The following is a 24,516-nucleotide window of genomic DNA, read 5'->3' on the forward strand; positions in this document are numbered from 1 at the left end:
CCGGATGAGCAGCGACACGGAACGGCCCGAGGACTCGACGCCGTCCCGCCCTACCGACCGGTCGTCAGATCCGGCACCGGACGCCGCCGCCCCCGAACCCGCGAGCCGAGAATCCGCCGCGGCATCGAATGGCGCACTCCCCACATCCGCCCGTGGAGACACCGGGGACGAACGTGCCGGGCCGGACCACTCCGCGACCGATGCCGCACCCAACGCCTCTGCCGCCGCGGACACCGCCCATGCCGAGTCGGATCGCTCCTCGGCCGAGTACGCGCCCGACGATTCCACGAGCGCCGAGAGCGGCGACGCGGAAGCCGGTGCCGAAGGCGAAGAATCGGCGGGAGCCGACCGCTACGACAACCCCGGCGACACCCCGAAGTACTCCCCCGCCTTGATCGCTACCGCTGTGGCGCTGCCCGTCGCGCTGATCGTCGCCGTGCTGCTGATCGCCGTGATGTCGCGGCAGAACACGGATCGGGAGCCGTTGGCGCTCGGGTCCGTTCCCGCCCCGGCGGCCGGTGGCCCGGGCTGTGCGGCGCTGTTGCCCGCACTGCCCGACGCTCTGGGCGACTACACCAGGGCGGAGCTGGCGCAGCCCGCGCCGCCCGCCACCGTCGCCTGGCAGCTGCCCGACGGCGGCGAGCCGATCGTGCTGCGCTGTGGACTGGATCGTCCGCTGGAATTCGACAAGGCGTCCGCGTTGCAGATCATCAACGGCGTCACCTGGTTCGAGGTGCGCGACCGGACCTCGGGCGTCACCTCCGGCACCTGGTTCGCCGTCGACCGCGGCACCTACATCGCCGTCACCGTCGCCGACAGCGCCGGACCGACTCCGCTACAGGACATCTCGGACACCCTCACCAAGACACTGCCCGCCCAGCCCATCGATCCGGGTCCCCTCCCGAACTGAGCCGGTTCCACCGAGCCGCGCCCGCGCAGCACCGAACCTGGGGACGCGGCCGTCCGTTGTTCAGCTCCGGTGCGGTCGCGCAGGTTGCTCAGCGCAGGCCGGTGCCGCGGGCGCGGGCGGTATCGATCAGGGTCGTGACGAGGGTCCGGTTGTCGATGCCGGTGGCCTCCCACATCCGCGGGTACATCGAGATGGAGGTCATGCCGGGCATGGTGTTGATCTCGTTGAGTACCGGGCCGTCGGCGGTGACGAAGAAGTCGACGCGGGCCAGGCCCTGGCAGTCCAGCGCCCGGAACGCGCGCACCGCGAGGTCCCGGACCTGTTGGGCGACATCGTCGTTCAGCTTGGCGGGGATGTCGAACTCGCACACGTCGTCGAGGTATTTGGTGTCGAAGTCGTAGAAGCCCGCGGCCTCCTCGCGCTCGGATTCGGGCATCCGGATCTCCGCCGGCACACTGGCTTCCACCCGGCCGTCGGGGAATTCCAGTACGCCGCATTCGATTTCGCGTCCGACCAGAGCCGCCTCCACGATCACCTTCGGATCGTGCTGCCGCGCCGCGGCGACGGCGGCGTCGAGGTCCGCCCACCGGTTCACCTTCGTGATGCCGATGGAGGATCCGCCGCGGGCCGGTTTCACGAACACCGGCAGCCCGAGCCGCTGCCGGTCCGCTTCGGACAGGGTGGCCGTGCCCGGCCGCAGCACCACGTGGTCGCCGACCGGAAGTCCCTCGGCGACCAGGAGTTTCTTCATGAACTCCTTGTCCATGCCGGTGGCGCTGGCGAGCACGCCCGGTCCGACGTACGGCAGGCCCGCCAGCTCCAGCAGGCCCTGGATGGTGCCGTCCTCGCCGAACGGGCCGTGCAGGACCGGGAACACGATGTCGATCGCGCCGAGACCGGCGTCGGAGTCGCCGAGTGCCAGGAGATTGCCGGCCCGGGTCGGATCGGCCGCCAGCACCAGTTCCGTCCCGGTCGAATCCACCGCGGGCAAGGCCCGGTCGTTGATGGCGAGCTCGCGAGTATCCGAGCCGCCCAGCACCCAGGTGCCCGCCCGGGTGATGCCCACCGGCACCGCCTCGAATCGCTCGGGGTCGAGGCTGCGCAGCACGAAACCGGCCGACACACACGACACGGCGTGTTCGTTGCTGCGACCGCCGAACACGACCGCCACCCTGATCCGACTCATAGAGCGAACCGTACCCGGACCGGGTACGGGCCAATCATTCCGGCTTCATCCGCCGGCCGAGCAACTGGCCGACCGCCTCCGCGACCGACAACCCCTCGTGGCAGACCCGGTGCACCGCGGTGGTCAGCGGCATCTCCACGCCGTTCCGCTCGGCCAGCGCGCGAATCGAGGTGCACGACTTGACTCCCTCGGCGACCTGCCCGTGCGTGGCCTCCTGCGCGGCCTGCATGGAACCGCCCTCGCCGAGCACATGGCCGAACGAGCGATTGCGGGAGAGCGGCGAGGTGCACGTCGCCACCAGATCACCCACTCCGGCCAGGCCCGCGAGGGTGACGGGATTGGCGCCCAGCGCCACGCCGAGCCGGATGATCTCGGCCAGCCCGCGCGTGATCAGACTGGCGATCGAGTTGTCGCCCAGCCCCATTCCCGCCGCGATACCGCAGGCGAGCGCGATGACGTTCTTGCTGGCCCCACCGATTTCGCACCCCACGACGTCGGTGTTGGTGTACGGGCGGAAGTATCCGGTGGCGCAGGCGTGCTGCACCGCCTCGGCGCGCGCGGCGTCGGTGCAGGCGACCACCGAGGCGGCGGGCTGCTGCGCGGCGATCTCGCGAGCCAGGTTCGGCCCCGACAGCACCGCGATGCGGCCCTCGGCCGCCCCGGTGACCTCGGCGATCACCTCGCTCATCCGCAGCAAAGTCCCGGTCTCGATGCCCTTGGCCAGACTCAGCAGCGTGGCATCCGCGCCGATCGCGTCCCGCCACGCCGCGAGGTTGGCGCGCAGCGACTGCGCCGGCACCGCCAGCACCACGGTGTCGGCCCCGTCCAGCGCCGCGCGGAAGTCGTCGGTGGCGGCGATGCCCGGCAGCAGCACATCGGGCAGATAGGCCGGGTTGCGATGCTCGGTCGCAAGCGCTTTTGCCACCTCCGAACGCCGCGCCCACACCGTCACGTCGGTCCCAGCATCATTCAAAACCTTCGCGAACGCGGTCCCCCACGACCCCGCGCCCATTACTGCCGCCCTAGTCATGCAGCCAATATGCCATTCACCACACCCCACCCGCCCCGAGTCCGCCGCAACCCAACACCCCCCATGTGAACTTCCACACCCTCCCACGCAACCACAACAACCTCCCCACCCACCCAACCACAACGGTTTTCGGCGCGGCTCGGTTTTCGGGTGCCGCTGCGAAGCGACGAAGGAGCCAGCAGCGGCACCCGAAAACCGAGCCACAGGGCGCCGAAAACCCGCCGGAGCGAAGCGGAGGCCAAAAACACAGCAGCGATCCCCACCCAACCCAGCCACACCGCCGAACACGGCACCAACACACCCACCCCCATAGACTCGAGACCATGCGTCCGGATTCCGTCCACGCCGTGATCGCGGTCAAGCACCTCGAGCGCGCCAAGAGCCGACTGGCCGACCGCTTGCCCCCCGGCGACCGGTCGCGCTTGGTGCTGGCCATGCTGTCGGACACCGTGGCGGCCGCCCTCGCCACGGGCCTGGGCTCGGTCACGGTCGTCACCCCGGACCCGGAGGTCACCGCCACCGTCCGAGCACTCGGCGCCGAGGTACATCCAGACCCGGCGACAACACAGAACGACCCCCACAACGAACCCCCCGGCACGGACAGCGGCCTCAACATCGCCCTGACCGCCGCGGCGCAGGCGGTCCGCGCCCGGCACGGCGACGTCCACCTCCTCGCCCTGCAAGCCGATCTCCCGTCGCTGCGCCCCGCCGAACTGACCGACATGCTGACCGCCGCGCCCGCCCCGCGCGCGTTCGTCGCCGACCACGCCGCCCGCGGCACCGCCGCACTGCTGGTCCGCGACGGTGCGGCCGCACTGAATCCCCTGTTCGGCGGCGATTCGGCCCGGCGGCACCGCGACTCGGGCGCAAAGGAACTCGACGGCGACTGGCCCGGCCTGCGCCTCGACGTCGATACCGAGGCGGACCTGGACCGTGCGGTCGCGCTGGGCGTCGGCCCGGCCACCGCCGCCGCGCTGCAGGCCATCGGATGGCCGGAACATGTTCACCCGGAACACACGCGGAGGTTCGCGATGAATCACATGTGTGCTGGATGATCGCCGGGGCGGCGCCGTAGAGAGTGCAACGGTGGTGTTGCGTGTGACACCACCCGAGGGTAAGGGATGATCGTGAGTGTGAGTGAAACGGAGACCGTCCCGCAGCAGCCGCGACTACCGGCCGCGCCACCGGCGGCCACCCCGCCGCCCACCGACACCGCGACACCACAGTTGCCCGCCGATCGCTATCTCAACCGCGAACTCAGCTGGCTGGACTTCAACGCCCGGGTGCTGGCCCTGGCCGAGGACGTGTCGGAGCCGTTGCTCGAACGCGCCAAGTTCCTCGCGATCTTCGCCTCGAATCTCGACGAGTTCTACATGGTCCGGGTCGCGGGCCTGAAGCGGCGCGCCGAGGCCGGTCTGTCGGTGCGGTCGGCCGACGGCCTGACTCCCACCGAGCAGTTGGAACTGATCGCCAAGCGCACCCAGGATCTGGCGGGCCGGCACGCCCGGGTGTTCCTCGATCAGGTGCAGCCCGCGCTGGTCGAGCAGGGCATTGCCATCATCGGCTGGTCGGATCTGGACGACGAGGAGCGGCGGCGGCTGTCGGGATACTTTCAGGATCAGGTCTTCCCGGTGCTGACCCCGCTGGCCGTCGATCCCGCGCACCCGTTCCCCTACATCAGCGGCCTGAGTCTCAATCTCGCTGTCACGGTGAAGGATTCCGAGACCGGCGGTGAGCATTTCGCGCGCGTGAAGGTGCCCGACAACGTCGATCGCTTCGTGCGGGTGCGCCGCACCACCGCCGAGGGCGCCGCCGCCCGGCTCGCGGCTTTCCTCCCGATGGAGGACCTGATCGCCGCGCACCTGGATCAGCTGTTCCCGGGAATGGAAGTGGTGGAACAGCATTCGTTCCGGATCACCCGCAACGCCGACTTCGAGGTCGACGAGGATCGCGACGAGGATCTGCTCCAAGCGCTCGAACGCGAACTGGCGCGGCGGCGCTTCGGTTCGCCGGTGCGCCTGGAAGTGTCCGACGACATGACCGAGCACATGCTCGATCTGCTGCTGCGCGAACTCGACGTCGACCCGGGCGACGTGATCCAGGTTCCGGGCCTGCTGGACCTGTCGTGCCTGTGGCAGGTGTACGGGGTGGACCGGCCGCATCTCAAGGACGCCCCTTACGTCCCGGCCACGCCGTCGGCGTTCGGCGAAAGGGAGACGCCCCGAAACGTTTTCGCGGCGCTGCGCGAGGGCGACGTCCTCGTGCACCACCCGTACGACTCGTTCTCCACCAGCGTGCAGCGGTTCATCGAACAGGCCGCCGCCGACCCGCAGGTGCTGGCGATCAAGCAGACGCTGTACCGCACCTCCGGCGACTCCCCCATCGTCAACGCCCTCATCGACGCCGCCGAGGCCGGCAAGCAGGTGGTGGCGCTGGTGGAGATCAAGGCCCGCTTCGACGAGCAGGCCAACATCAAGTGGGCCCGCCAGCTGGAACAGGCCGGGGTGCACGTGGTCTACGGCCTCATCGGCCTCAAGACGCACTGCAAGACCTGCCTGGTGGTGCGCCGCGAGGGCGCGACCATCCGCCGCTACTGCCACATCGGCACCGGCAACTACAACCCGAAGACGGCGCGGCTGTACGAGGATGTCGGATTGCTCACCGCCGCACCGGAAATCGGCGCCGACCTGACCGACCTGTTCAACTCGCTGACCGGATACTCGCGCAAGGCCGACTACCGCAATCTGCTGGTGGCTCCGTCGAGCGTGCGCTCGGGCATCGTCGAGCGGATCCGCCGCGAGACCGAGCTGGCGCAGCAGGGCCTGCCGGCCCGGATCCGGTTGAAGGCCAACGCGATCGTCGACGAGCAGATCATCGACGCGCTGTACCGGGCGTCGCAGGCGGGGGTGCCGGTGCAGATCGTGGTGCGCGGGATCTGCGGGCTGCGCCCCGGCGTGCCCGGCATGAGCGACAACATCGAGGTGCGCTCGATCCTCGGCCGTTTCCTGGAGCATTCGCGCGTGCTGCATTTCCGCGCGCAGGACGAGTTCTGGATCGGCAGCGCCGACATGATGCATCGCAATCTGGATCGGCGGGTGGAGGTCATGGCGCAGGTGAAGGACGCCAGGCTGTGCGAGCAGCTGGAGCAGGTGTTCGATTCGGCGCTGCATCGTTCGACCCGCTGCTGGGTACTCGAACCCGACGGCGGCTGGCAGGCCCAGCCCGATCCCGACCGCGTCCACGACGAACAGGTCCGCGACCACCAGGAGTTCCTCATGCGACTGCGGCGACCGGGTCAGCAGTGAACCGCTCGGCGACACAGGATTTCGAGGACGTCGGGGTGTCCGATCCCCGGGTGAAGGCCAATATTCTCGCCGCGGGCGCCGTGTTGTGGCGCCGGGCGCCGGGCAGCGGCGCGATCGAGGTGGCGCTCGTGCACCGCCCGAAATACGACGACTGGTCGCTGCCGAAGGGGAAAATCGATCCCGGTGAGACCCCGGTGGTCACCGCGGTCCGCGAGGTAGCCGAGGAAACGGGGCTGCACAGCCGCCTGAGCCGCTATCTCGGTCATGTGACCTATCCGGTTACCGGGCATCGGAAACTCAAGCGGGTGGACTACTGGGCCGCGTCGGTCGCCGAGGGCGCCTTCGTTCCCAATTCGGAGGTCGACCAGTTGCGCTGGCACCGTGTCGACCGCGTGATGGATCAGCTGTCTTACCCGATGGACCGCACCATGGTGCGGAATTTCCTGCGGCTGCCGCCGGACACCGCCACGCTGCTGCTGGTGCGCCACGGCAAGGCGGGCCGGCGCGAGCGTTTCCGCGGACCCGACGACGAACGCCCGCTGGAGAAGGCGGGCCGCGCTCAGGCGGCGGCACTGACCCCCAATCTGCTGGCATTCGGTGCCGCCGAGATCTATTCGGCGCCGCCGCTGCGCTGCGTGCAGACGGTGGCCCCGCTCGCGGAGTCCCTCGGCGCCGAGATCGAGCTGGAGCCGCTGCTGTCCGAAAGCGGTTATGCCGCAGCCCCGGACGAGGCGCTGGCGCGCGTGCGGGAGCTGGTGTCCGCCCCGGTCGTGCGGACGATTTGCAGTCAGGGCAAGGTGATTCCGCCGCTGTTGCAGCGCTGGGCCGAAATCGACGGTGTCACACTGCCACCCGCGCGTAACCGCAAAGGCAGCATGTGGGTGCTGTCGGTCGCCGACGGTCGCCTGGTGGCCGCCGACCACCTCGACAAGGCCCTGCGCGTGCACGGCCACAAGCACGAATCGGAGCGGGGCAGAACGAGTTCCACGGACGGGGCCGGTTAAACCCGCCGCGTCCGACGAACGCACAACGAAGCGGCCCCGGCCGAATTGGCCGGGGCCGCTTTCGCGTCGGGAGCCGTCAGCGGCGCGTGGTCCGCTTGGCGGCGGTGCGCTTGGCGGCGGTCTTCTTGGCCGGGGCCTTCTTGGCCGCCGTCTTCTTCGCGGTGGCCTTGGTGGCCGTCTTCTTGGCCGGGGCCGCCTTCTTGACCGTGGTCTTCTTCGCGGCCGCCGTGGTCTTCTTGGCGGCCGCCGTCTTCTTGACCGGCGCCTTCTTGGCGGCGGTCTTCTTCGCCGTCGTGGTCTTCTTGGCGGCGGCCGTCTTCTTGGCCGGCGCCTTCTTGGCGGCGGTCTTCTTGGCCGTCGTCTTCTTGGCGGCGGTCTTCTTGGCCGTCGTCTTCTTCGCCGCACCCGATACCGGCGCTGCGACACCACGTTTCACGGCCGGACCGGCCGCGGCGATCTTCTGCTTACCCGCAATGATCGCCTTGAACTGCGCGCCCGGCCGGAAAGCCGGCACCGAAGTGGGCTTCACCTTCACGGTTTCGCCGGTACGGGGGTTACGCGCCACCCGCGCCGCGCGCTTGCGCTGTTCGAACACACCGAATCCGGTGATGGTGACACTCTGACCCTTGTTCACCGCGCGCACGATCGTGTCGACAATCTGCTCGACTGCCGCAGTGGCCGTGCGCCTGTCAGTACCCAACTTTTCGGTCAGAACGTCGATCAGTTCCGCCTTGTTCATTGAATCCTCCGCAGACTAATGGCCCGTCGTCGGACCGACTAGGTACCACGGTAAACCCTCAATGGGCAAGAGTCTATGTGCCACGCCAAATTTCATGTGGCGTGGCACACGCACAGCAACCGTGATTGGTAGCTCCCAGCTAACACCCCGGACTGTTTACGCCTGCGAAATAGCGTCTGGAATGGTGGTGGGTTTCCATGCCGGCCTTGCCTTTTCGAAGGCACTGATGGCGTCTTCCCGCCGGAGTGTCAGTCCGATGTCGTCCAGGCCCTCCAGCAGGCGCCACCTGGTGTAGTCGTCAATATCGAAGGGCAACACGGTGGTTCCAGCGGCCACCGTGCGCGCCTCGAGATCGACCGTCAATTCCAGGCCGGGCTGTTCCTCGAGCAACTTCCAGAGCAATTCGACATCATGTTGTGACATCCGAGCCGCCACCAGACCGCCCTTGCCGGCGTTGCCGCGGAAGATGTCCGCGAAGCGCGACGAGATCACCACCCGGAAGCCGTAGTCCGTCAGCGCCCAAACGGCATGCTCGCGCGAGGAGCCCGTGCCGAAATCCGGACCCGCCACCAGGACAGATCCCCGGTTGTAGGGCTCGGTGTTCAAAATGAACGTCGGATCCGACCGCCACGCCGAGAACAGCCCGTCCTCGAATCCCGTTCGCGTGACCCGCTTCAGATAGACAGCCGGGATGATCTGGTCGGTGTCGACGTTGGATCGCCGCAGTGGCACGCCGATCCCCTTGTGTACCTTGATCGGTTCCATCAGTTCTCCTCCAAAGTCCGTGAAAATCGGCCGATCAGTTCAGATCCGCAGGTGAGGACAGCGTTCCGCGGACCGCGGTGGCCGCCGCGACCAGCGGCGAAACCAGGTGCGTCCGGCCGCCTTTGCCCTGTCTGCCCTCGAAGTTCCGGTTGGATGTCGAGGCGCAGCGCTGACCGGGGGAAAGCTGATCGGGATTCATTCCCAGGCACATCGAGCAGCCGGCCTGCCGCCATTCCGCGCCGGCCGCGGTGAAAATCTCGCCCAATCCCTCGGATTCGGCCTGCGCGCGCACCCGCATCGAACCCGGCACGATCAACATCCGGACACTGTCGGCGACCTTGCGACCTTGCAATACCTCGGCCACGGCGCGCAGATCCTCGATACGCCCGTTGGTGCACGAGCCGACGAATACGGTATCGACCTCGACCGCGCGAAGCGGAGTTCCGGGCTCCAAATCCATGTATCGCAGTGCCTTCTCGGCCGATTCCCGCGCCGTCTCGTCGGAGATATCGGCCGGATTCGGTACGGCGGCGCCCAGCGGCGCGCCCTGTCCGGGGTTGGTGCCCCAGGTGACGAACGGGGTCAGTGTCGAGGCGTCGATGTGCACCTCGGCGTCGAATTCGGCGCCCTCGTCGGTCTTCAGCGCCTCCCAGGCGGCGACCGCGGCGTCCCAGTCCGCGCCCTGCGGGGCGTGCGGGCGGCCCTTCAGGAATTCGTAGGTGATCTCGTCGGGAGCCACCATGCCCGCGCGGGCGCCGGCCTCGATGGACATGTTGCACATGGTCATCCGCGCCTCCATGGACATGGCCCGCACGGCCTCGCCCCGGTACTCCAGCACGTAGCCCTGACCGCCGCCGGTACCGATCTGCGTGATCACGGCCAGGATCACGTCCTTGCTCGTGACGCCGGGCGGCAGTTGCCCGTCGATGTTGACCGCCATGGTCTTGAACGGCCGCAGCGAGAGCGTCTGGGTGGCCAGCACGTGCTCGACCTCGCTGGTGCCGATGCCCATCGCGATCGCGCCGAACGCGCCGTGCGTGGAGGTGTGCGAATCACCGCACACCACGGTCATCCCCGGCTGTGTCAGACCCAATTGCGGGCCGACCACGTGCACGATGCCCTGCTCGAGATCGCCCATGGGGTACAGCCGGACCCCGAACTCCGCGCAATTGCGCCGCAGCGTCTCGACCTGGGTGCGGGAAACCGGGTCCGCGATCGGCTTATCGATGTCGACGGTCGGGACGTTGTGGTCCTCGGTGGCGATGGTGAGATCCGGACGCCGGACCGGGCGGCCGGCCGCGCGCAGGCCGTCGAAGGCCTGCGGGCTGGTCACCTCGTGCACCAGGTGCAGGTCGATATAGATGAGATCCGGTTCGCGGGCATCGCCCTCCCCCGCGCCGTGCGCGACGACGTGCTGCTCCCAGACCTTCTCCGCCAGAGTGCGTGGCCGCTCGGCCATCGTGGTTCACCTTTCCGTGTTCGATTGCGCCGGCTCCGCCGTCGCTGTCGTGGCCCTCGTGACCTCGGGCCTTCCCTCCTCCGCTCCGGCCGCAGGCGGCCTCCGCTCCGTCAGTCCAGGCCCGAGGCGGGCCACGACCCGCAGGAAACACACGGCCCGGCGGCAGAAGGTTGACTATCTCAACATGCGAGACGTTAGTATCGTTCTATGAGACAGCATAGCGGTATCGGGGTGCTCGACAAAGCCATGGCCGTGCTCTACGCGGCGGCCGAGCAGCCCTGCGGCCTCAACGAGTTGTGCGCCCGTACCGGCCTGCCCCGCGCCACGGCGCACCGGCTGGCCGTGGGGCTCGAGGTGCACCGCATGCTCGCCCGGGACGTCAACGGGTTGTGGCGGCCGGGCCCCGCGCTGTCGGAGCTGGCCAACGCCGCCGAGGACCCGCTGCTGGAGGCCGCCACGGCCATCCTGCCCCGGCTGCGCGAGATCACCGGGGAAAGTGTGCAGCTCTACCGTCTCGACGGCCACTCGCGCATCTGCCTCGCCGCCCTGGAACCGACGTCGGGCCTGCGCGACACCGTGCCGGTCGGCGCCCGCCTGCCGCTCACCGCGGGCTCGGCCGCAAAGGTCCTGCTGGCCTGGGCGGATCCGGAAATACAGCGCGGAGTACTGCTCGATGCCGTGTTCGGCGAGCGCGCGCTGGCCGAGGTGCGCCGCCGCGGCTGGGCGCAGAGCGCCGCCGAGCGAGCGGCCGGGGTGGCCAGCGTCTCGGCGCCCGTACGCGACTCGGCGGGCGCCGTGGTCGCCGCGGTGTCGGTATCGGGACCGATCGACCGGATGGGGCGGCGGCCCGGCGCACGATGGGCGGCGGACCTGGTGGCGGCGGCCGACGCCCTGCACAAGCGACTGTGAGCACCGTGGCCGCGCGCACACGTGACGCAGGCCATACGCCGTAAAGTAGAGTCGGCCCATGGGAGCTAATCAACGCGCGCAGATCGTGATGTCCGACGCGGAGATCACCGATTTCCTGACGCACAGCCGCATCATCACGCTGGCCACGCTGGGCAAGTCGGGCCTGCCGCACCTGACCGCCATGTGGTACGGGCTGGTCGGCGGCGAGATCTGGTTCGAGACCAAGGCCAAGTCCCAGAAGGCCGTCAACATCCGCCGCGATCCGCGGGTGACGGTGCTCGTGGAGGCCGGCGACACCTACGACCAGCTGCGCGGGGTGTCGATCGAGGGGCGGGCGGAGATCGTCGACGACGCCGACGCGCTGTTCCGGGTCGGCGTGAGCGTGTGGGAGCGCTACACCGGCCCGTACAGCGAGGATGTCCGCCCGATGGTGGAGGCGATGCTGAACAAGCGCGTGGCGATCCGGGTGGTGCCGGAGCGCACGCGCAGCTGGGATCACCGCAAGCTGGGGCTGCCCGAGCTGCCGCCGGGCGGCAGCACCTGGCCACAGGATTGAGCCGAAACGAGAAAACCCTCCAGCTCACGAGCTGGAGGGTTTCAGTAGCCCCGACGGGATTTGAACCCGCGCTACCGCCTTGAGAGGGCGGCGTCCTAGGCCGCTAGACGACGGGGCCAGGAGGATGGTCTCCGCGAACAGAGGCCTCCGCTGGGGTACCAGGACTCGAACCTAGAATGGCTGAACCAGAATCAGCTGTGTTGCCAATTACACCATACCCCAATGACCTGGGCTTTCAGCCAGCTCCCTGGCGGGGAGAGGACCTCGTTCCGGGCCGAGAGAAAGATTACCAAACCCCTCCCCGAAAACTACAAATCGACAGGTCAGCAGCCGTTTTGCGGAGGGTTCCGGCGCACCGGGCCGGGCGCGGCGGCCGCGCGGGACCGCCGCCGTGCCCGTGCCGCGCTACGCCGGGACGGCCGCGCGCAGCCGCCGCATCGTCGCCTCGCGCCCCAGCAACTCCAGCGACTCGTACAGCGGCGGGCTGATGTGCGATCCGGTCACCGCGACCCGCACCGGCGCGAACGCCTTGCGCGGTTTGAGGCCCAGATCGTCCACCAGCGCCGTTTTCAGCGCGCTTTCCAACTCCTCCGCGGTCCAGGCGGAAACGCCGTCCAGCGCGGCGATGGCGGCCCGTACGACCGGCGTCGCGTCGGGACCGAGATTCTTTTCCGCCGCGGCCGGGTCGACAGCGAACTCGTCTTCCGGAACGAACAGGAACTTCAGCAGCTCCCATGCGTCGCCGAGCACCACGATCCGGGTCTGCACCAACTCGGCCGCCGTTGCGAAAAGGGCCTCGTCCACTTCGGCGCCGATGTGGTTGTGCGCGGTCAGGTAGTCGCGCAGTCGACGAGCGAAATCACCGGGCTCCAGCAAACGAATGTGCTCGGCGTTGATCGCGTCCGCCTTCTTCTGGTCGAAGCGCGCCGGATTCGAATTTACTTTCGATATGTCGAAGGCCTCGACCATCTCCGTCATGGAGAAGACGTCGCGGTCGTCGGTGAGGCTCCAACCCAGCAATGCCAGGTAATTCAGCAAACCCTCCGGGATGAATCCGCGGTCGCGGTGGACGAACAGATTCGACTCGGGATCGCGCTTGGACAACTTCTTGTTGCCCTGCCCCATCACGAAGGGCAGATGCCCGAACTGCGGAGTGAACTCGGCCACCCCGATCCGCTGTAGTGCCTCGTACAGCGCTATCTGCCGCGGAGTGGAGGAGAGAATGTCCTCGCCGCGCAACACATGGGTGATCTTCATCGACGCGTCGTCGACCGGATTCACCAGTGTGTAGAGCGGATCACCGGTCCCGCGGGTGAGTGCGAAATCGGGCACCGTGCCCGCCTTGAAGGTGGTTTCGCCGCGCACCAGATCGTTCCAGGACAGGTCGTGGTCGGGCATGCGCAGCCGGACCACCGCCGGGCGGCCCTCCGCCTTGTGGGCGGCGATCTGCTCCGGCGTCAGGTCGCGGTCGAAGTTGTCGTACCCCAGCTTGGGATCGCGACCGGCGGCCCGGTGGCGCTCCTCGACTTCGGCTGGCGTGGAGAAGGATTCGTAGGCCTCCCCGGCCGCCAGCAAACGCCGCACCACATCGAGATGAATCTCACGTCGCAGCGACTGCCGGTACGGACCGTAGGGGCCGCCGACCTCCGGACCCTCGTCCCAGGTGAGCCCGAGCCAGCGCAGCGCGTCCAGCAGCGCGGCATAGGATTCCTCGGAATCGCGTGCGGCATCGGTGTCTTCGATGCGGAACACGAAGGCGCCGCCGTGGTGACGGGCGTACGCCCAGTTGAACAGCGCCGTCCGGATCAGGCCGACGTGCGGCGTGCCGGTCGGTGACGGGCAGAAACGGACCCGTACGTCAGACATGTTCCTTCTCTCGATCAACGTTTGGCGGCAACGGGATTGGTGAGGGTGCCGATGCCCTCGACCGTCACGGAGACGGTTTGCCCATCCTGCATCGGTCCTACACCTTCCGGTGTGCCGGTGAGGATCACGTCACCCGGCAGCAGCGTCATGACCGTGGTGACCCATTCGATCAGCTTCGGGATATCGTGCAGCAGAAGCGAAGTCCGGCTGCGCTGGCGCACCTCGCCGTCGAGTTCGGTGGTGAGTTCCAGATCGGCCGGATCGAGGTCGGTCTCGATCCACGGGCCGAGCGGGCAGAAGGTGTCGTAGCCCTTGCCGCGCGTCCACTGCCCGTCCTGCCGTTGCTGATCGCGGGCCGTGACATCGTTGGCGGCGGTGTAGCCGAGGATCACGTCCCGGGCGCGGGCGGCGGGCACGTCCTTGCACGGGCGGCCGATCACGATGGCGAGTTCGCCCTCGTAGTCGACCTGAGAGGAACTGGGCGGCAGCACAATCGGCACATTCGGGCCCACGATGGCGGTGTTCGGCTTGAGGAAGATGACCGGGTCCGCCGGGGCCTCGCCGCCCATCTCCCGCGCGTGCGCCGCGTAGTTCTTGCCGACGCACACCACCTTGCTGGCGAGAATCGGGGCCAGCAGCCGCACGTCGGCCACCGGCCAGCTGCGGCCGGTGAACGTCGGCGTGCCGAACGGGTGCTCGGCGATCTCCCTCGCCACCGCGTCCGAACTCGATCCCTCGATGCTGACGAACGCGACTCCATCGGGACTGGCAACTCGACCTAGGCGCATGGCTCGACAGTCTATCCACCTCGTGGTATGCGCCCGACCGGGTGGTCTGCCTCGGCGGCCGGAACCCGCCGACCGGCGACCGTGCCGGTGGATTCGGTTCCCCGGCGGGTGTACCGTGGCGGGGTGTTCACACAGTAAGACTGCGATCCCAATATATGAGATTCCGAGGTGAAGGCATGACAACCGTGACCCCATTGCACGCGTCCCGGCGGTGGATCATGCTCGCCCTCGGGGTCTTCGCCCAGGGCTCCAGCGCGGTCATCGTGCACGGCACGCCGTTCCTGCTGCCGGAGCTGACCGACCGCGGAATGTCCTTGGCGACAGCGGGTCTGCTGGTGGCGATGCCGACCGTCGGACTGGTGTGCACACTGATCGCCTGGGGGTACGCCGTCGACCGGTTCGGCGAGCGCACGGTGCTGGTGGCGGGGCCGGTGGTGATGTGCGTCGCGGGCGCGGCGGCCGCGACGGTCACGAACTACGTTGCGCTGGGGGCATTGTTGTTCGTGGCGGGGATGGGCGCGGGCGCCACGAACGGCGCCAGCGGCCGGGTGATCGTCGGCTGGTTCCCGCCGAATCAGCGCGGCCTGGCGATGGGCATCCGGCAGACGGCGCAGCCGCTGGGCGTCGCGATCGCGGCGCTGACGATCCCGGCCGTCGCTGCGGCGCACGGGTTTTCCGCCGCGATCCTGGTACCGGCGGCGATGGCGGGGCTGGCCGCGGTGGGCTGCGCGGTCGGGATCATCGACCCGCCGCGACCGGAGATGTCCGGCGGGGAGCGGCCCGCCAATCCGTACCGCGGCGACACGACGCTGTGGCGGATCCACGCGGTCTCGGTGCTGCTGGTGATTCCGCAGGCCACCGTCTGGACCTTCGCGCTGCTGTGGCTGCACCGCGACGTCGGGCTGTCCCTGGCGGCGGCCGGTGTGCTGGTCACCGGCACTCAACTGCTGGGCGCGGCGGGCCGCATCGGCGCGGGAGTCTGGTCCGACCGGGTCGGCAGTCGCCTGCGCCCACTGCGCACGGTGGCCGTCGCGGCCGCGATCTCCATGTGCGCGTTGGCGATCGCGTCCTGGCTGCACTGGTGGTGGGCGGCGATCCCGATCCTGGTGGCGGCCTCGGTCATCACCGTCGCCGACAACGGCCTGGCCTTCACCGCCGTCGCCGAGATCGCCGGCCCCTACTGGAGCGGCCGCGGCCTCGGCGTCCAGAACACCGGCCAAAACCTGGCCTCCGCCGCCATCGCCCCCTTGTTCGGCGCCCTGATCACCGCCGCCGGCTTCTCCGCCACCTACGTGATCACCGCCGTAATAGCCACCGCCGCAATCCCATTGGTCCCCCTGACCCGGCACGGCAAGGCCGCCTGATACCACTCGGCGATCCGCACGAGCGCTTCGGCCGCGCCCTCGGTCGGAGCGCGGTCCGGCACGAACGTGCGTGCGGAATCCGGGCGTGAAGAGCGTTGCCGCCGAATCGATCCGGCGATCGTCATGGTGAACCCGCAAGTACGGCAACGCCACCGGGGCAGAGCAGCCCGGAACACCCCGACCGCGTGCGCATTCGGCGGTCCGCCTCGGTCCCGCCGCACATGGATCCGCCGCCTTCGATCACGAAGGCGGCGGATATCCCGGGCTCGATCGCCGGAAGACTCACACGGCGGCGGCGATGCGGTCGCCGATCGCCACGGTGGAGGCGGTGCCGGTGCGGGAGGCGAGGTCCTTGGCTACGGCGGATTCGATTCGGGTGGCCTCGTCGGTCTTACCGAGATGCGTCAGGAGCAGGGAGACCGAGAGGATGGCGGCGGTGGGGTCGGCCTTGGACTGGCCGGTGATGTCGGGGGCGCTGCCGTGCACCGGCTCGAACATGCTCGGGTTGGCGCCGGAGGCGTCGATATTGCCGGAGGCGGCCAGGCCGATGCCGCCGGATACCGCGGCGGCCAGGTCGGTGATGATGTCGCCGAACAGGTTGTCGGTGACGATCACGTCGAAGCGGCCCGGATCGTTGACCATGTGGATGGTCGCGGCGTCGATGTGCTGGTAGGCGACCTCGACCTCGGGGTATTCGGCGCCGACCTCGGTCACCGTGCGCTGCCACAGCGAACCGGCGAAGCTGAGCACGTTGGTCTTGTGCACCAGGGTCAGGTGCTTGCGCCGCTGCTGAGCCTTGGCGAAGGCGTAGCGGACCACGCGCTCGATGCCGAAGCGGGTATTGGTGCTGACCTCGGTGGCGACCTCGTGCGGAGTCGCCACGCGGATCGCGCCGCCGGTGCCGGTGTAGGGCCCCTCGGTGCCCTCGCGCACCACCACGAAGTCGATGTCCGGGTTACCCGACAGCGGGCTGGTCACGCCCGGATACAGCTTGGACGGTCGCAGATTCACGTGGTGGTCGAGCGCGAAGCGGGTGTGCAGCAGCAGACCGCGTTCGAGGACGCCGCTGGGCACGGACGGGTCGCCGATGGCGCCGAGCAGGATCGCGTCGTGCTGCTTCAGCTCGGGCAGCACATTCTCCGGCAGCACCTCGCCGGTCGCGTGATACCGCTTCGCGCCCAGGTCGTAGTGGGTCTTCGCGACGCCCGGCACGACCACGTCGAGCACCTTCAGCGCCTCCGCGATGACCTCGGGCCCGATTCCGTCACCGGGGATGACAGCCAGCTTCATATGACCAAGGCTCCGTTTCGTTTCGTGCGGCCGGGCTCACAAGCACCGACACCCTATCCGCTGCCTCGACCACCCCGTTCACCAGGGCGAGGATGAACAAGGAGCGCACCGCCCGGAAGGCGTGCGGCACTCAGCCTTTCGTCACCCACGGCGGAGGTGCTCGCCTGCCTCGAGCACGACTAGCTCAGGTCCACCTGGACGACCCGGACCGCGCCCACGGCCTCGGCGATCGCGGCCCGGACGTCGGCGGGGACATCCTTGTTGACGCGCAGCACCACGGTGGCGCCCTCCTTGTCGACATCCTGGCTCAGCTGCGCGGCCTGAATGTCGATCGCGGCCTCGCCGAGCTTGGTGCCGATCCGGCCGAGCGCGCCCGGACGGTCGTCGTAGTTGAGCACCGCCAGGTTGAGGCCCTCGGCGCGCATGTCGTAGTTGCGGCCGTTGATGTTGACGATCTTCTGGACCTGCTGCGGCTCGGTCAGCGTGCCGGCCACGTTCAGGGTGGCGCCGTCACCGAACACCGCGCGCAGGTCGACCAGGCTGCGGTGCGACGGGCTCTCCGAGACGGTGGAGACCGACGCCTCGATACCGCGATCCTTCGCCAGCTGCGGCGCGTTGACGAAGGTGACCGGATCCTCCACCAGCGCGGAGAAGATGCCGCGCAGCGCCGAAAGCTCCAGCACCGCAACATCTTCCGAGGACAACTCGCCGCGCACCACGACCTCCAGGCTGACCGGCAGCTCGCTGGCCAGCGCCCCCAGCAGCACGCCCTGCTTGCGCACGATCTCGAGCCACGGCGCGACCTCCTCGCCCACCGTGCCACCGGTCACGTTCACCGCGCCCGGCACGAACTCGCCCGCCAGCGCCAGCAGCACGGACTTGGCGACGTCGGTGCCCGCCCGGTCCTGCGCCTCGGAGGTGGACGCGCCCAGGTGCGGCGTCACGACCACCTGCGGCAGCTCGAACAGCGGGCTGTCGGTGCACGGCTCGGTCTCGTACACGTCGATGCCGGCGGCCCGCACGTGGCCCGAGGTGATGGCATCGGCGAGGGCCTGCTCGTCGATGAGCCCGCCGCGCGCGGCGTTGACGATGATGACCCCCGGCTTGGTCAGCGCCAGCTTCTCCTTGGAGAACAGGCCCTTGGTCTCCGGCGTCTTGGGCAGGTGCACCGAGATCAGGTCGGCGCGCTGCAGCAGTTCGTCCAGCGACACCAGCTCGATACCCAGCTGCGCGGCGCGCGCGGGCGACACGTAGGGGTCGTAGGCGATGATCTTGGTCTCGAACGCGGCCAGACGGGCGGCGAACAGCTGGCCGATGCGGCCCAGGCCGACCACGCCGACGGTCTTGCCGAAGATCTCGACACCGTTGAACTTGCTGCGCTTCCAGGTGTGCTCGCGCAGGGTGGCGTCGGCGGCCGGAATCTGGCGCGCGGCGGACAGCAGCAGCGTGACGGCGTGCTCGGCGGCGGTGTGAATGTTCGAGGTGGGCGCGTTGACCACCATGACGCCGCGCTCGGTGGCCGCGGGCACGTCGACGTTGTCGAGGCCGACACCGGCGCGGGCGACGATCTTCAGGTTCTTCCCGGCCTCGAGCACCTCGGCGTCGACGGTGGTGGCCGAGCGCACCAGCAGCGCGTCCGCGTCCGGCACGGCGGCCAGCAGCTCGGGCCGGTTCGGGCCGTCTACCCAGCGCACCTCGACACCGTCACCGAGCGCATCGACGGTCGACTGGGCGAGCTTGTCGGCGATCAGAACTACGGGACGGCCATGTTGGCTCACTGTGCGGCACTCCTGGGGAAAGGGGATCGGCATTTACCGCCGCCCAGCTTAATGGGCCGGTTTCCGGGGTCGGGTACCGCCCGGCAGGCAGGTGCCCTCAGTGCGCGCCCACGCCTCCGGCGGCGCGCGTGTCCGCCGCGCGACCGGGACATGAACATGGTGAACCGGATTCGACACCCGCGTGAGAGTTACGCGAAACGTCGGCCGAACCAGGCGTTTTCGCTGGATGAGGACCTTTCACGCGGTCATGGTGTGAGCATGGCCATCACCCGGCGGACCTGTTCGGCACTGTTGGTGACTTCCTTCGCGGCGCTCGTCACCGGCGCCACGCTGCCGCGGGCGGGCGCCGCCGCGGGCTCGGGCAAGGTGGCGGTGATCGGCATCGACGGGTGCCTGTACAGCGAGCTGCTCGCGGCCGTCACGCCGAATCTGCAGCGGCTGGCCGCCGAGGGCACGCTCAGCCGATACTCGATCGCGCCGCACACCACCGTGTCGTGCCCGTCCTGGTCGGCGGTGCTGACCGGGGTGTGGGACACCCGCACCGGTGTCTGCGACAACGGCGACAGCTGCGCCCCCGAACGCCTGAACCGCTTCCCGACGGTGTTCAACCGGATCAAGCGCGCGGCGCCGGACCGTCGGACGGCCTCGATCGCGACGTGGGACACCATCTCGATGATCGCCCGCCTGGGGCATCCGCACGCCGATATCGTGCTCACCACCGGCGCGAACCCGCTGGGCACCTACGGTTGCGAGGCCGATATCGACACCGCGACCGCGGCGGAGACGGTCCGCGCGATCGCCGACGGCGCCGACTTCGTGTTCACCCATTTCGATCAGGTCGACATCGCCGGGCACCGGCTGCGCGCGAGCAATCCGCAGGCCTACCGCGACGCGATCAGCCGGGTCGACGTGCTGGTCGGCCGGATCGCCGACGCGGTGCGGGCGCGGTCGGCGGAGCATCCCGGTGAGCGGTGGACGATTCTGGTGACCACCGACCACGGGCACAAGCCCGAGGGCGGGCACGGCGGCCAGAGTGCCTACGAGACAGCGAGTTTCGTGATCGCCTGGGGCCCCGACTTCCCGGCGGGCCGCGTGCACAACGGATACTCGCTGATCGACATCACCCCGACGGTGCTCGATCTGCTCGACCTCCCTCCGGCCCCCGATCTGGACGGAAAGTCGTTGCGCGCGGGCGGTTCCGGCGATCCGTCCGCCCCACCGCCGCAGACGCCGGTAGTCGGACATCCGGCGGACCCCGCCACCACTCGCCTTGCGGCCCTGCCGTTTCCGGCCGACGCCGGCTGCAAGGTCGGCGCGGCACCGACCGGCGACTGACCCCGGACGCGCGAGGGGCCCCGCACCGTTATCGGCGCGGGGCCCCTCGGCAAGTCGCGGGATCAGATCACGCGGACGTCCTGGGCCTGCGGGCCCTTCTGGCCCTGGCCGATCTCGAACTCCACGCGCTGACCTTCATCGAGCGAGCGGAAGCCCGACCCGGAGACCGCCGAGTAATGCACGAAGACATCGGGCCCCCCGTTGTCCTGTGCGATGAACCCGAAGCCCTTCTCGCTGTTGAACCACTTAACTACGCCTTGCGCCATTTCGTACCTTCTGTAGACGAGCCAGGCGACCAACCACACGGCCGACCCGGTCTCACCCGTCCACATTGCCATGCCGGGCGGCATACTCGCCACCGCGCGCGCGTGCGAGGGGTGGTTGCGGCTGCGCCGCATGATTATTCGTTTTTCCTGGAGCGCGCCGGTGTTATCGCCCTGTGATAGCTGTGCGAGCCATGTCACCGGGCGTCGGCAGCCTCCGAAGGCGAAAAATGGCCCGGCCCCGGACGGTTGTCGTCCGGGGCCGGGCCCAAGGTCGTTCGCTACGACCATCGTACGAGGTCAGCCCCCGAACGAGCCGGTCCACAGGGTGTCGACCAGACCGTGGAAGGCGGCACCGAAGGTGCTGAAGAGGCCGTTCAGGGCGGCGCTACCGGTGTCGATGATAACGGGGATCATGAAATTGACTCTCCTTCGTAAAACTCAGTCCAACTGGCTGACAACCGGTATATACGACCGAGTTAAACACGCGTTATCCGGATTTGCTGAAAAGTGACTCGAGCAACAGAATCGAGGAAATGTGCGGCAGGACACATCTAACGATCGTGCAGTACCCGCACGCCCCTGGCCTCGGGCCCGGCTTTCGCGCGGCGAATCTCGAACTGCACCCGCTGCCCCTCCACGAGGGAACGGAAGCCGACGCCCTCGACCTCGGCGTAGTCGACGAAGACGTCCGGTCCGCCGTCGTCGGCGGTGATGAAACCGAACCCCTTCTTGCTGTCGAACCACTTGACCGTGCCGTGCGCCATCTCTCTTACCTTCTCGCCTCGAGCCAGGCAGACGATAACGAGGTCCCCCGCGAAGGTCCACACGGACCCGGCGCGCCGTCGGCGGCGCGCTGTCAGCCCTCCGCGACGGCCCGTTCGTAGGCGGCGCGCAGTCGCTCCGACGGCGCCGGTCCAGCGTCGACGGGACGCGGGATGCCGAGGTGCGACTCTCGCAATTCGTTCATGAACTCCTCCCACAGCGCGGGGCCGCCGTCCTCCAGCAGTTCCGCGCGCACCCGCAGGCGCTGGGTGGTCGGGCGGTGCCGCAACCCCCAACTGCCCAGCTGCGCCATCACGGGCACCAACTGGATGGCCGCCTCGGTCAGGCGATATTCGGCCTTCTGCCCCGGGCGGGTGTCCTCCCTGCTGAGCAGCCCGGCGGCGACCAAGCGCTTGAGCCGGTCGGAGAGGATGTTGGAGGCGATGCCCTCCTCGGATCCGGCCAGCAGCTCGCGGAAGTGCCGCCGATTGCCGAACATGACGTCCCGCAGCACCAGCATCGTCCACTTGTCACCGATCACCTCGATCGTGGCGTTGATAGGACATCCCGAACGCGCTTGCACGATCACTCACCTCCGCTTCGACCAACTGATTGCACTCTACAACCGCTTGCGTTATCGTCTCTACCGATTGCAAATCACAACCACTTTTGAAGGACCTGTCATGCCTCAGCTGCGCGCCCACAACCTGTCGATCTCCCTGGACGGCTACCTCGCCGGACCCGACCAGGGTTCGGAGAATCCGCTCGGGATCGACGGTGAACGACTGCACGAGTGGATCTTCGCCACCCGATTCGGTCGCGAGATGACCGGCGAGCCGGGTGGCGAAACCGGTGTCGACAACGACTTCGGCCTGGCCGGCGAGGTCAATATCGGCGCGACCATCATGGGCCGCAACATGTTCGGGCCCGTGCGCGGCGAGTGGCCGGACCACTCCTGGACCGGCTGGTGGGGTCCGAACCCGCCCTATCACCACGATGTCTTCGTGCTCACCCACCATTCCCGGCCGTCGTTCGAGATGGCCGGAGGCACGACCTTCCACTTCGTGAACGACACCCCGCAGGCGGTGTTGGAGCGCGCCTTCGAGGCCGCGGGCGGCAAGGACGTGCGGCTCGGCGGCGGGGCGGCGACCGTGCGGCAGTTCCTGCGCGCGGGGCTCGTCGACATGCTCCACCTCGCGGTGGTGCCGATCCTGCTGGGTGGGGGCGAGCGGATCTTCGACGATCTCGGGAAGCTGCCCGGCTATCAATGCAGCGAGCTGGTGTCGTCGGAGCGCGTCACCCACGTCCGATTCACGAAGGTGGCCGACTGATCAGCCACCGGCCTTCTCACAAATATCGCACTTGCCGCGGCTTGGCCTCGTTGTATGCGGCGCGGCCGGAAAGATGTTCCGGCACACCGACTTCCCACCAGGCCCCGGTTTCGGTCCACTGCGCCGGCTGGGTGCGGACGACGACCACCGCGGGCCGGGATTCGGCGAGCGCCGCGGCGCGGGCCTCGGTGTAGGCGGTGCGGAACTCCGCCACGTCGGTGGCGGTGAAGACGGCACAGCCCATTGATCGGGCGTGGGCGGCGAAATCCACCCGGGGCGGTGTGGCGTGATTGGAGCGGCACTGGCGGTAGAGATTGTTGAACGCGTTGCCGCCCTGGCCTTCCTGTAGCCGTGCGATCACCGCGTAGCCGTCGTTGTCACACACCACGGCCACCAGCGGATGACCGGCGAAGGCAGCCGAGAACAGCTCCGAGTTGAGCATCAGGTAGGAGCCGTCGCCGAGCAGCGTGGTCACCAGCCCGCGCCGGTGCGCCATGGCCGCGCCCCAGGCGCCCGCGAGTTCGTAACCCATGCAGGAGAAGCCGTATTCGACGTCCATGGCCGGTTCGCCGCCCACCGCCCGCCAGCCGCCGACGAGTTCTCCGGGGAGGCCGCCCGACGCGGTCATGACGTAGTCGGCGGGTTCGCTGAGATCGTTGACGGCGCCGACGATCTGGGCGTAGCTGGGCCGGCCGTCCGCCGGTTCGCGCAGCGTATCTATGTAGCCGTCCCATTCGGCACGCACCGCGGTCGCTCGGGCGCTCCACGCGCGGTCGACCCGCCACCCGATCAGCTGTGGGGCAAGGTCTTCCAGGGCGGCGCCCGCATCGCCGACAACGGCGAGCGCGCCGTGCTTGACCGCGTCGAAGGCCGCGACATTGATGCTGATCAGCTGCGCGCCGGGAGCGAACACCGTCCAGGAGGCCGTGGTGAAGTCCTGGAGGCGGGTGCCCACGGCCAGCACCAGGTCCGCCTCGGCCGCAACGACATTCGCCGAGGCCGAGCCGGTGATGCCGAGCGGGCCCGCGTACAGCGGATGGGCGTGCGGCACCAGCGTGCGCCCCGCGGTGGTCTCCGCTATCGGAATGCCGTGCCGCTGAGCGAATTCCACCGCACGCCGCCCGGCGCCGGAGTACCGGACGCCGCCGCCCAGCACCAGCAGCGGCCGCCGGGCCGCCGCCAAAGCCCGCGCGGCCCGGGCGAGTTCGCCGCGGTCCGGCCTCGTCCGGCGCGGCGGGTGGACGACCGGGCGGAACAGTTCGGCGGGGAAATCGTAGCTCTCGGCCTGGACGTCCTGCGGCAACGCGAGGGTCGCCGGGCCCACTTCGGCCGGGTCGGTCAGTACGCGGGCCACCTGGGGCAGCGTGGCGATCAGCTGCTCCGGACGGGTGATGCGGTCGAAATACCGGCTGACCGCGCGGAAGGCGTCGTTCACGGTCGCTGTCGCGTCGCCGAAATTCTCCACCTGCTGCAACACCGGATCGGGCGCACGGCCGACGAAGGTATCGCCCGGGAGCAGCAGCAGCGGAAGGCGGTTCGCGTGCGCCACCCCGGCCGCCGTCACCATGTTCAACGGGCCCGGACCAACCGACGAGGTCGCCACCCCGACCTGCCGCCGATGCGTCGCCTTCGCCAGCCCGACCGCGGCCAGGGCCATACCCTGCTCGGTGTGGCCGCGCCATACCGGAATCACATCGCGCCGTTCCTCCAGCGCGGTGCCGAGCCCGAGCACATTGCCGTGCCCGAAGATGGCGAAAACCGCAGGGAACAACGGGACTTCGCGGCCGTCGAGGGTCTCCGAATGCTGGGCGATCAGCCAGGCGACCAAGGCCTGCGCGGTGGTCAGTCTCATTGCGACACCTCTCAGCCGATC

Annotated in this window: 22 protein-coding genes and 2 tRNA genes; 9 read left to right on the forward strand and 15 right to left on the reverse strand. The window is 69.0% G+C overall.

All coding sequences use genetic code 11. The annotated features are described in order from the left end of the window. Positions 1-4: 4 nt before the first annotated feature. Entirely contained in the window at positions 5-910 is a 906-nt protein-coding gene (locus ACFMRZ_RS12425; RefSeq protein WP_400179264.1) for a DUF3515 domain-containing protein, read from the forward strand. A gap of 88 nt (positions 911-998) precedes the next feature. On the opposite strand, the gene ACFMRZ_RS12430 is transcribed toward ACFMRZ_RS12425, so the two are convergent. Next, positions 999-2,096: a D-alanine--D-alanine ligase family protein gene (locus tag ACFMRZ_RS12430; protein WP_280273235.1), complete on the reverse strand. Its 1,098-nt coding sequence runs from the start codon at positions 2,094-2,096 to the stop codon at positions 999-1,001. A 34-nt stretch (positions 2,097-2,130) separates the two neighbouring features. Beyond that, positions 2,131-3,126: an NAD(P)H-dependent glycerol-3-phosphate dehydrogenase gene (locus ACFMRZ_RS12435; protein WP_400179265.1), complete on the reverse strand. Its 996-nt coding sequence runs from the start codon at positions 3,124-3,126 to the stop codon at positions 2,131-2,133. A 323-nt stretch (positions 3,127-3,449) separates the two neighbouring features. Between ACFMRZ_RS12435 and cofC the strand changes: the two genes are divergently transcribed. The 3 genes from cofC (at position 3,450) to ACFMRZ_RS12450 (ending at position 7,435) form a co-directional block, all read left to right on the forward strand. After that, positions 3,450-4,181, forward strand: a complete 732-nt coding sequence (gene cofC, locus ACFMRZ_RS12440; RefSeq protein ID WP_400179266.1) for a 2-phospho-L-lactate guanylyltransferase — start codon at positions 3,450-3,452, stop codon at positions 4,179-4,181. A 66-nt stretch (positions 4,182-4,247) separates the two neighbouring features. Beyond that, complete coding sequence (locus ACFMRZ_RS12445; RefSeq protein ID WP_280272760.1) at positions 4,248-6,431, forward strand: RNA degradosome polyphosphate kinase; 2,184 nt, start codon at positions 4,248-4,250, stop codon at positions 6,429-6,431. 35 nt (positions 6,432-6,466) lie between these two features. After that, positions 6,467-7,435: an NUDIX domain-containing protein gene (locus ACFMRZ_RS12450; protein WP_400179267.1), complete on the forward strand. Its 969-nt coding sequence runs from the start codon at positions 6,467-6,469 to the stop codon at positions 7,433-7,435. Between the two features lie 76 nt (positions 7,436-7,511). Here ACFMRZ_RS12450 and ACFMRZ_RS12455 read toward each other — a convergent pair whose 3' ends face one another. The 3 genes from ACFMRZ_RS12455 to leuC form a co-directional block, all read right to left on the reverse strand. After that, positions 7,512-8,174, reverse strand: coding sequence for an HU family DNA-binding protein (locus ACFMRZ_RS12455; RefSeq protein ID WP_280274731.1), 663 nt, complete (start codon positions 8,172-8,174; stop codon positions 7,512-7,514). Between the two features lie 156 nt (positions 8,175-8,330). Further along, the gene (gene leuD, locus ACFMRZ_RS12460) at positions 8,331-8,939 is read right to left on the reverse strand and encodes a 3-isopropylmalate dehydratase small subunit (protein ID WP_280274732.1); all 609 of its coding nucleotides are present in this window, start codon (positions 8,937-8,939) and stop codon (positions 8,331-8,333) included. A gap of 34 nt (positions 8,940-8,973) precedes the next feature. Continuing rightward, positions 8,974-10,398: a 3-isopropylmalate dehydratase large subunit gene (gene leuC / locus ACFMRZ_RS12465; protein ID WP_280274733.1), complete on the reverse strand. Its 1,425-nt coding sequence runs from the start codon at positions 10,396-10,398 to the stop codon at positions 8,974-8,976. 207 nt (positions 10,399-10,605) lie between these two features. Here leuC and ACFMRZ_RS12470 point away from each other — a divergent pair, with 207 nt between their 5' ends. Together ACFMRZ_RS12470 and ACFMRZ_RS12475 are read left to right on the forward strand one after the other, a co-directional pair. Then, positions 10,606-11,307, forward strand: coding sequence for an IclR family transcriptional regulator (locus tag ACFMRZ_RS12470; RefSeq protein WP_280274734.1), 702 nt, complete (start codon positions 10,606-10,608; stop codon positions 11,305-11,307). Between the two features lie 58 nt (positions 11,308-11,365). After that, entirely contained in the window at positions 11,366-11,863 is a 498-nt protein-coding gene (locus tag ACFMRZ_RS12475; RefSeq protein WP_400179268.1) for a PPOX class F420-dependent oxidoreductase, read from the forward strand. A 45-nt stretch (positions 11,864-11,908) separates the two neighbouring features. Here ACFMRZ_RS12475 and ACFMRZ_RS12480 read toward each other — a convergent pair. The 4 genes from ACFMRZ_RS12480 to ACFMRZ_RS12495 form a co-directional block, all read right to left on the reverse strand. Beyond that, positions 11,909-11,981: transfer RNA gene (locus ACFMRZ_RS12480), tRNA-Glu, on the reverse strand. Between the two features lie 32 nt (positions 11,982-12,013). Further along, positions 12,014-12,085, reverse strand: a tRNA-Gln gene (locus tag ACFMRZ_RS12485). 183 nt (positions 12,086-12,268) lie between these two features. Then, complete coding sequence (gene gltX / locus ACFMRZ_RS12490; protein ID WP_400179269.1) at positions 12,269-13,729, reverse strand: glutamate--tRNA ligase; 1,461 nt, start codon at positions 13,727-13,729, stop codon at positions 12,269-12,271. A gap of 14 nt (positions 13,730-13,743) precedes the next feature. Continuing rightward, entirely contained in the window at positions 13,744-14,517 is a 774-nt protein-coding gene (locus tag ACFMRZ_RS12495; RefSeq protein ID WP_280274737.1) for a fumarylacetoacetate hydrolase family protein, read from the reverse strand. A 176-nt stretch (positions 14,518-14,693) separates the two neighbouring features. On the opposite strand from ACFMRZ_RS12495, the gene ACFMRZ_RS12500 reads away from it, so the two are divergent. Continuing rightward, positions 14,694-15,881, forward strand: a complete 1,188-nt coding sequence (locus tag ACFMRZ_RS12500) for an MFS transporter (RefSeq protein ID WP_400179270.1) — start codon at positions 14,694-14,696, stop codon at positions 15,879-15,881. 282 nt (positions 15,882-16,163) lie between these two features. On the opposite strand, the gene ACFMRZ_RS12505 is transcribed toward ACFMRZ_RS12500, so the two are convergent. After that, a complete protein-coding gene (locus tag ACFMRZ_RS12505) occupies positions 16,164-17,171 on the reverse strand; it encodes a 3-isopropylmalate dehydrogenase (RefSeq protein ID WP_400179271.1) in 1,008 nt (335 codons plus the stop codon). Between the two features lie 179 nt (positions 17,172-17,350). Further along, complete coding sequence (gene serA, locus ACFMRZ_RS12510) at positions 17,351-18,949, reverse strand: phosphoglycerate dehydrogenase (protein WP_280360679.1); 1,599 nt, start codon at positions 18,947-18,949, stop codon at positions 17,351-17,353. Between the two features lie 258 nt (positions 18,950-19,207). On the opposite strand from serA, the gene ACFMRZ_RS12515 reads away from it, so the two are divergent. Continuing rightward, entirely contained in the window at positions 19,208-20,284 is a 1,077-nt protein-coding gene (locus ACFMRZ_RS12515) for an alkaline phosphatase family protein (protein ID WP_400179272.1), read from the forward strand. A 62-nt stretch (positions 20,285-20,346) separates the two neighbouring features. On the opposite strand, the gene ACFMRZ_RS12520 is transcribed toward ACFMRZ_RS12515, so the two are convergent. The 3 genes from ACFMRZ_RS12520 to ACFMRZ_RS12530 all read right to left on the reverse strand — a co-directional run bounded on the left by ACFMRZ_RS12520 (position 20,347) and on the right by ACFMRZ_RS12530 (position 21,895). Then, positions 20,347-20,550, reverse strand: a complete 204-nt coding sequence (locus ACFMRZ_RS12520) for a cold-shock protein (RefSeq protein ID WP_400182842.1) — start codon at positions 20,548-20,550, stop codon at positions 20,347-20,349. A gap of 551 nt (positions 20,551-21,101) precedes the next feature. Then, complete coding sequence (locus ACFMRZ_RS12525; protein WP_400179273.1) at positions 21,102-21,314, reverse strand: cold-shock protein; 213 nt, start codon at positions 21,312-21,314, stop codon at positions 21,102-21,104. A 92-nt stretch (positions 21,315-21,406) separates the two neighbouring features. Beyond that, positions 21,407-21,895, reverse strand: coding sequence for a winged helix-turn-helix transcriptional regulator (locus ACFMRZ_RS12530; RefSeq protein WP_400179274.1), 489 nt, complete (start codon positions 21,893-21,895; stop codon positions 21,407-21,409). A 100-nt stretch (positions 21,896-21,995) separates the two neighbouring features. Here ACFMRZ_RS12530 and ACFMRZ_RS12535 point away from each other — a divergent pair, with 100 nt between their 5' ends. Next, on the forward strand, positions 21,996-22,643 hold the full coding sequence (locus tag ACFMRZ_RS12535; RefSeq protein ID WP_400179275.1) for a dihydrofolate reductase family protein: 648 nt from the start codon (positions 21,996-21,998) through the stop codon (positions 22,641-22,643). Positions 22,644-22,659: 16 nt separating this feature from the next. Here the strand turns inward: ACFMRZ_RS12535 and iolD are convergent, their stop codons facing one another. Then, a complete protein-coding gene (gene iolD / locus ACFMRZ_RS12540; RefSeq protein ID WP_400179276.1) occupies positions 22,660-24,495 on the reverse strand; it encodes a 3D-(3,5/4)-trihydroxycyclohexane-1,2-dione acylhydrolase (decyclizing) in 1,836 nt (611 codons plus the stop codon). Positions 24,496-24,516 lie beyond the last annotated feature (21 nt).

This window comes from Nocardia sp. N2S4-5, from assembly GCF_044628355.1.
Taxonomy (GTDB): domain Bacteria; phylum Actinomycetota; class Actinomycetes; order Mycobacteriales; family Mycobacteriaceae; genus Nocardia; species Nocardia wallacei_B.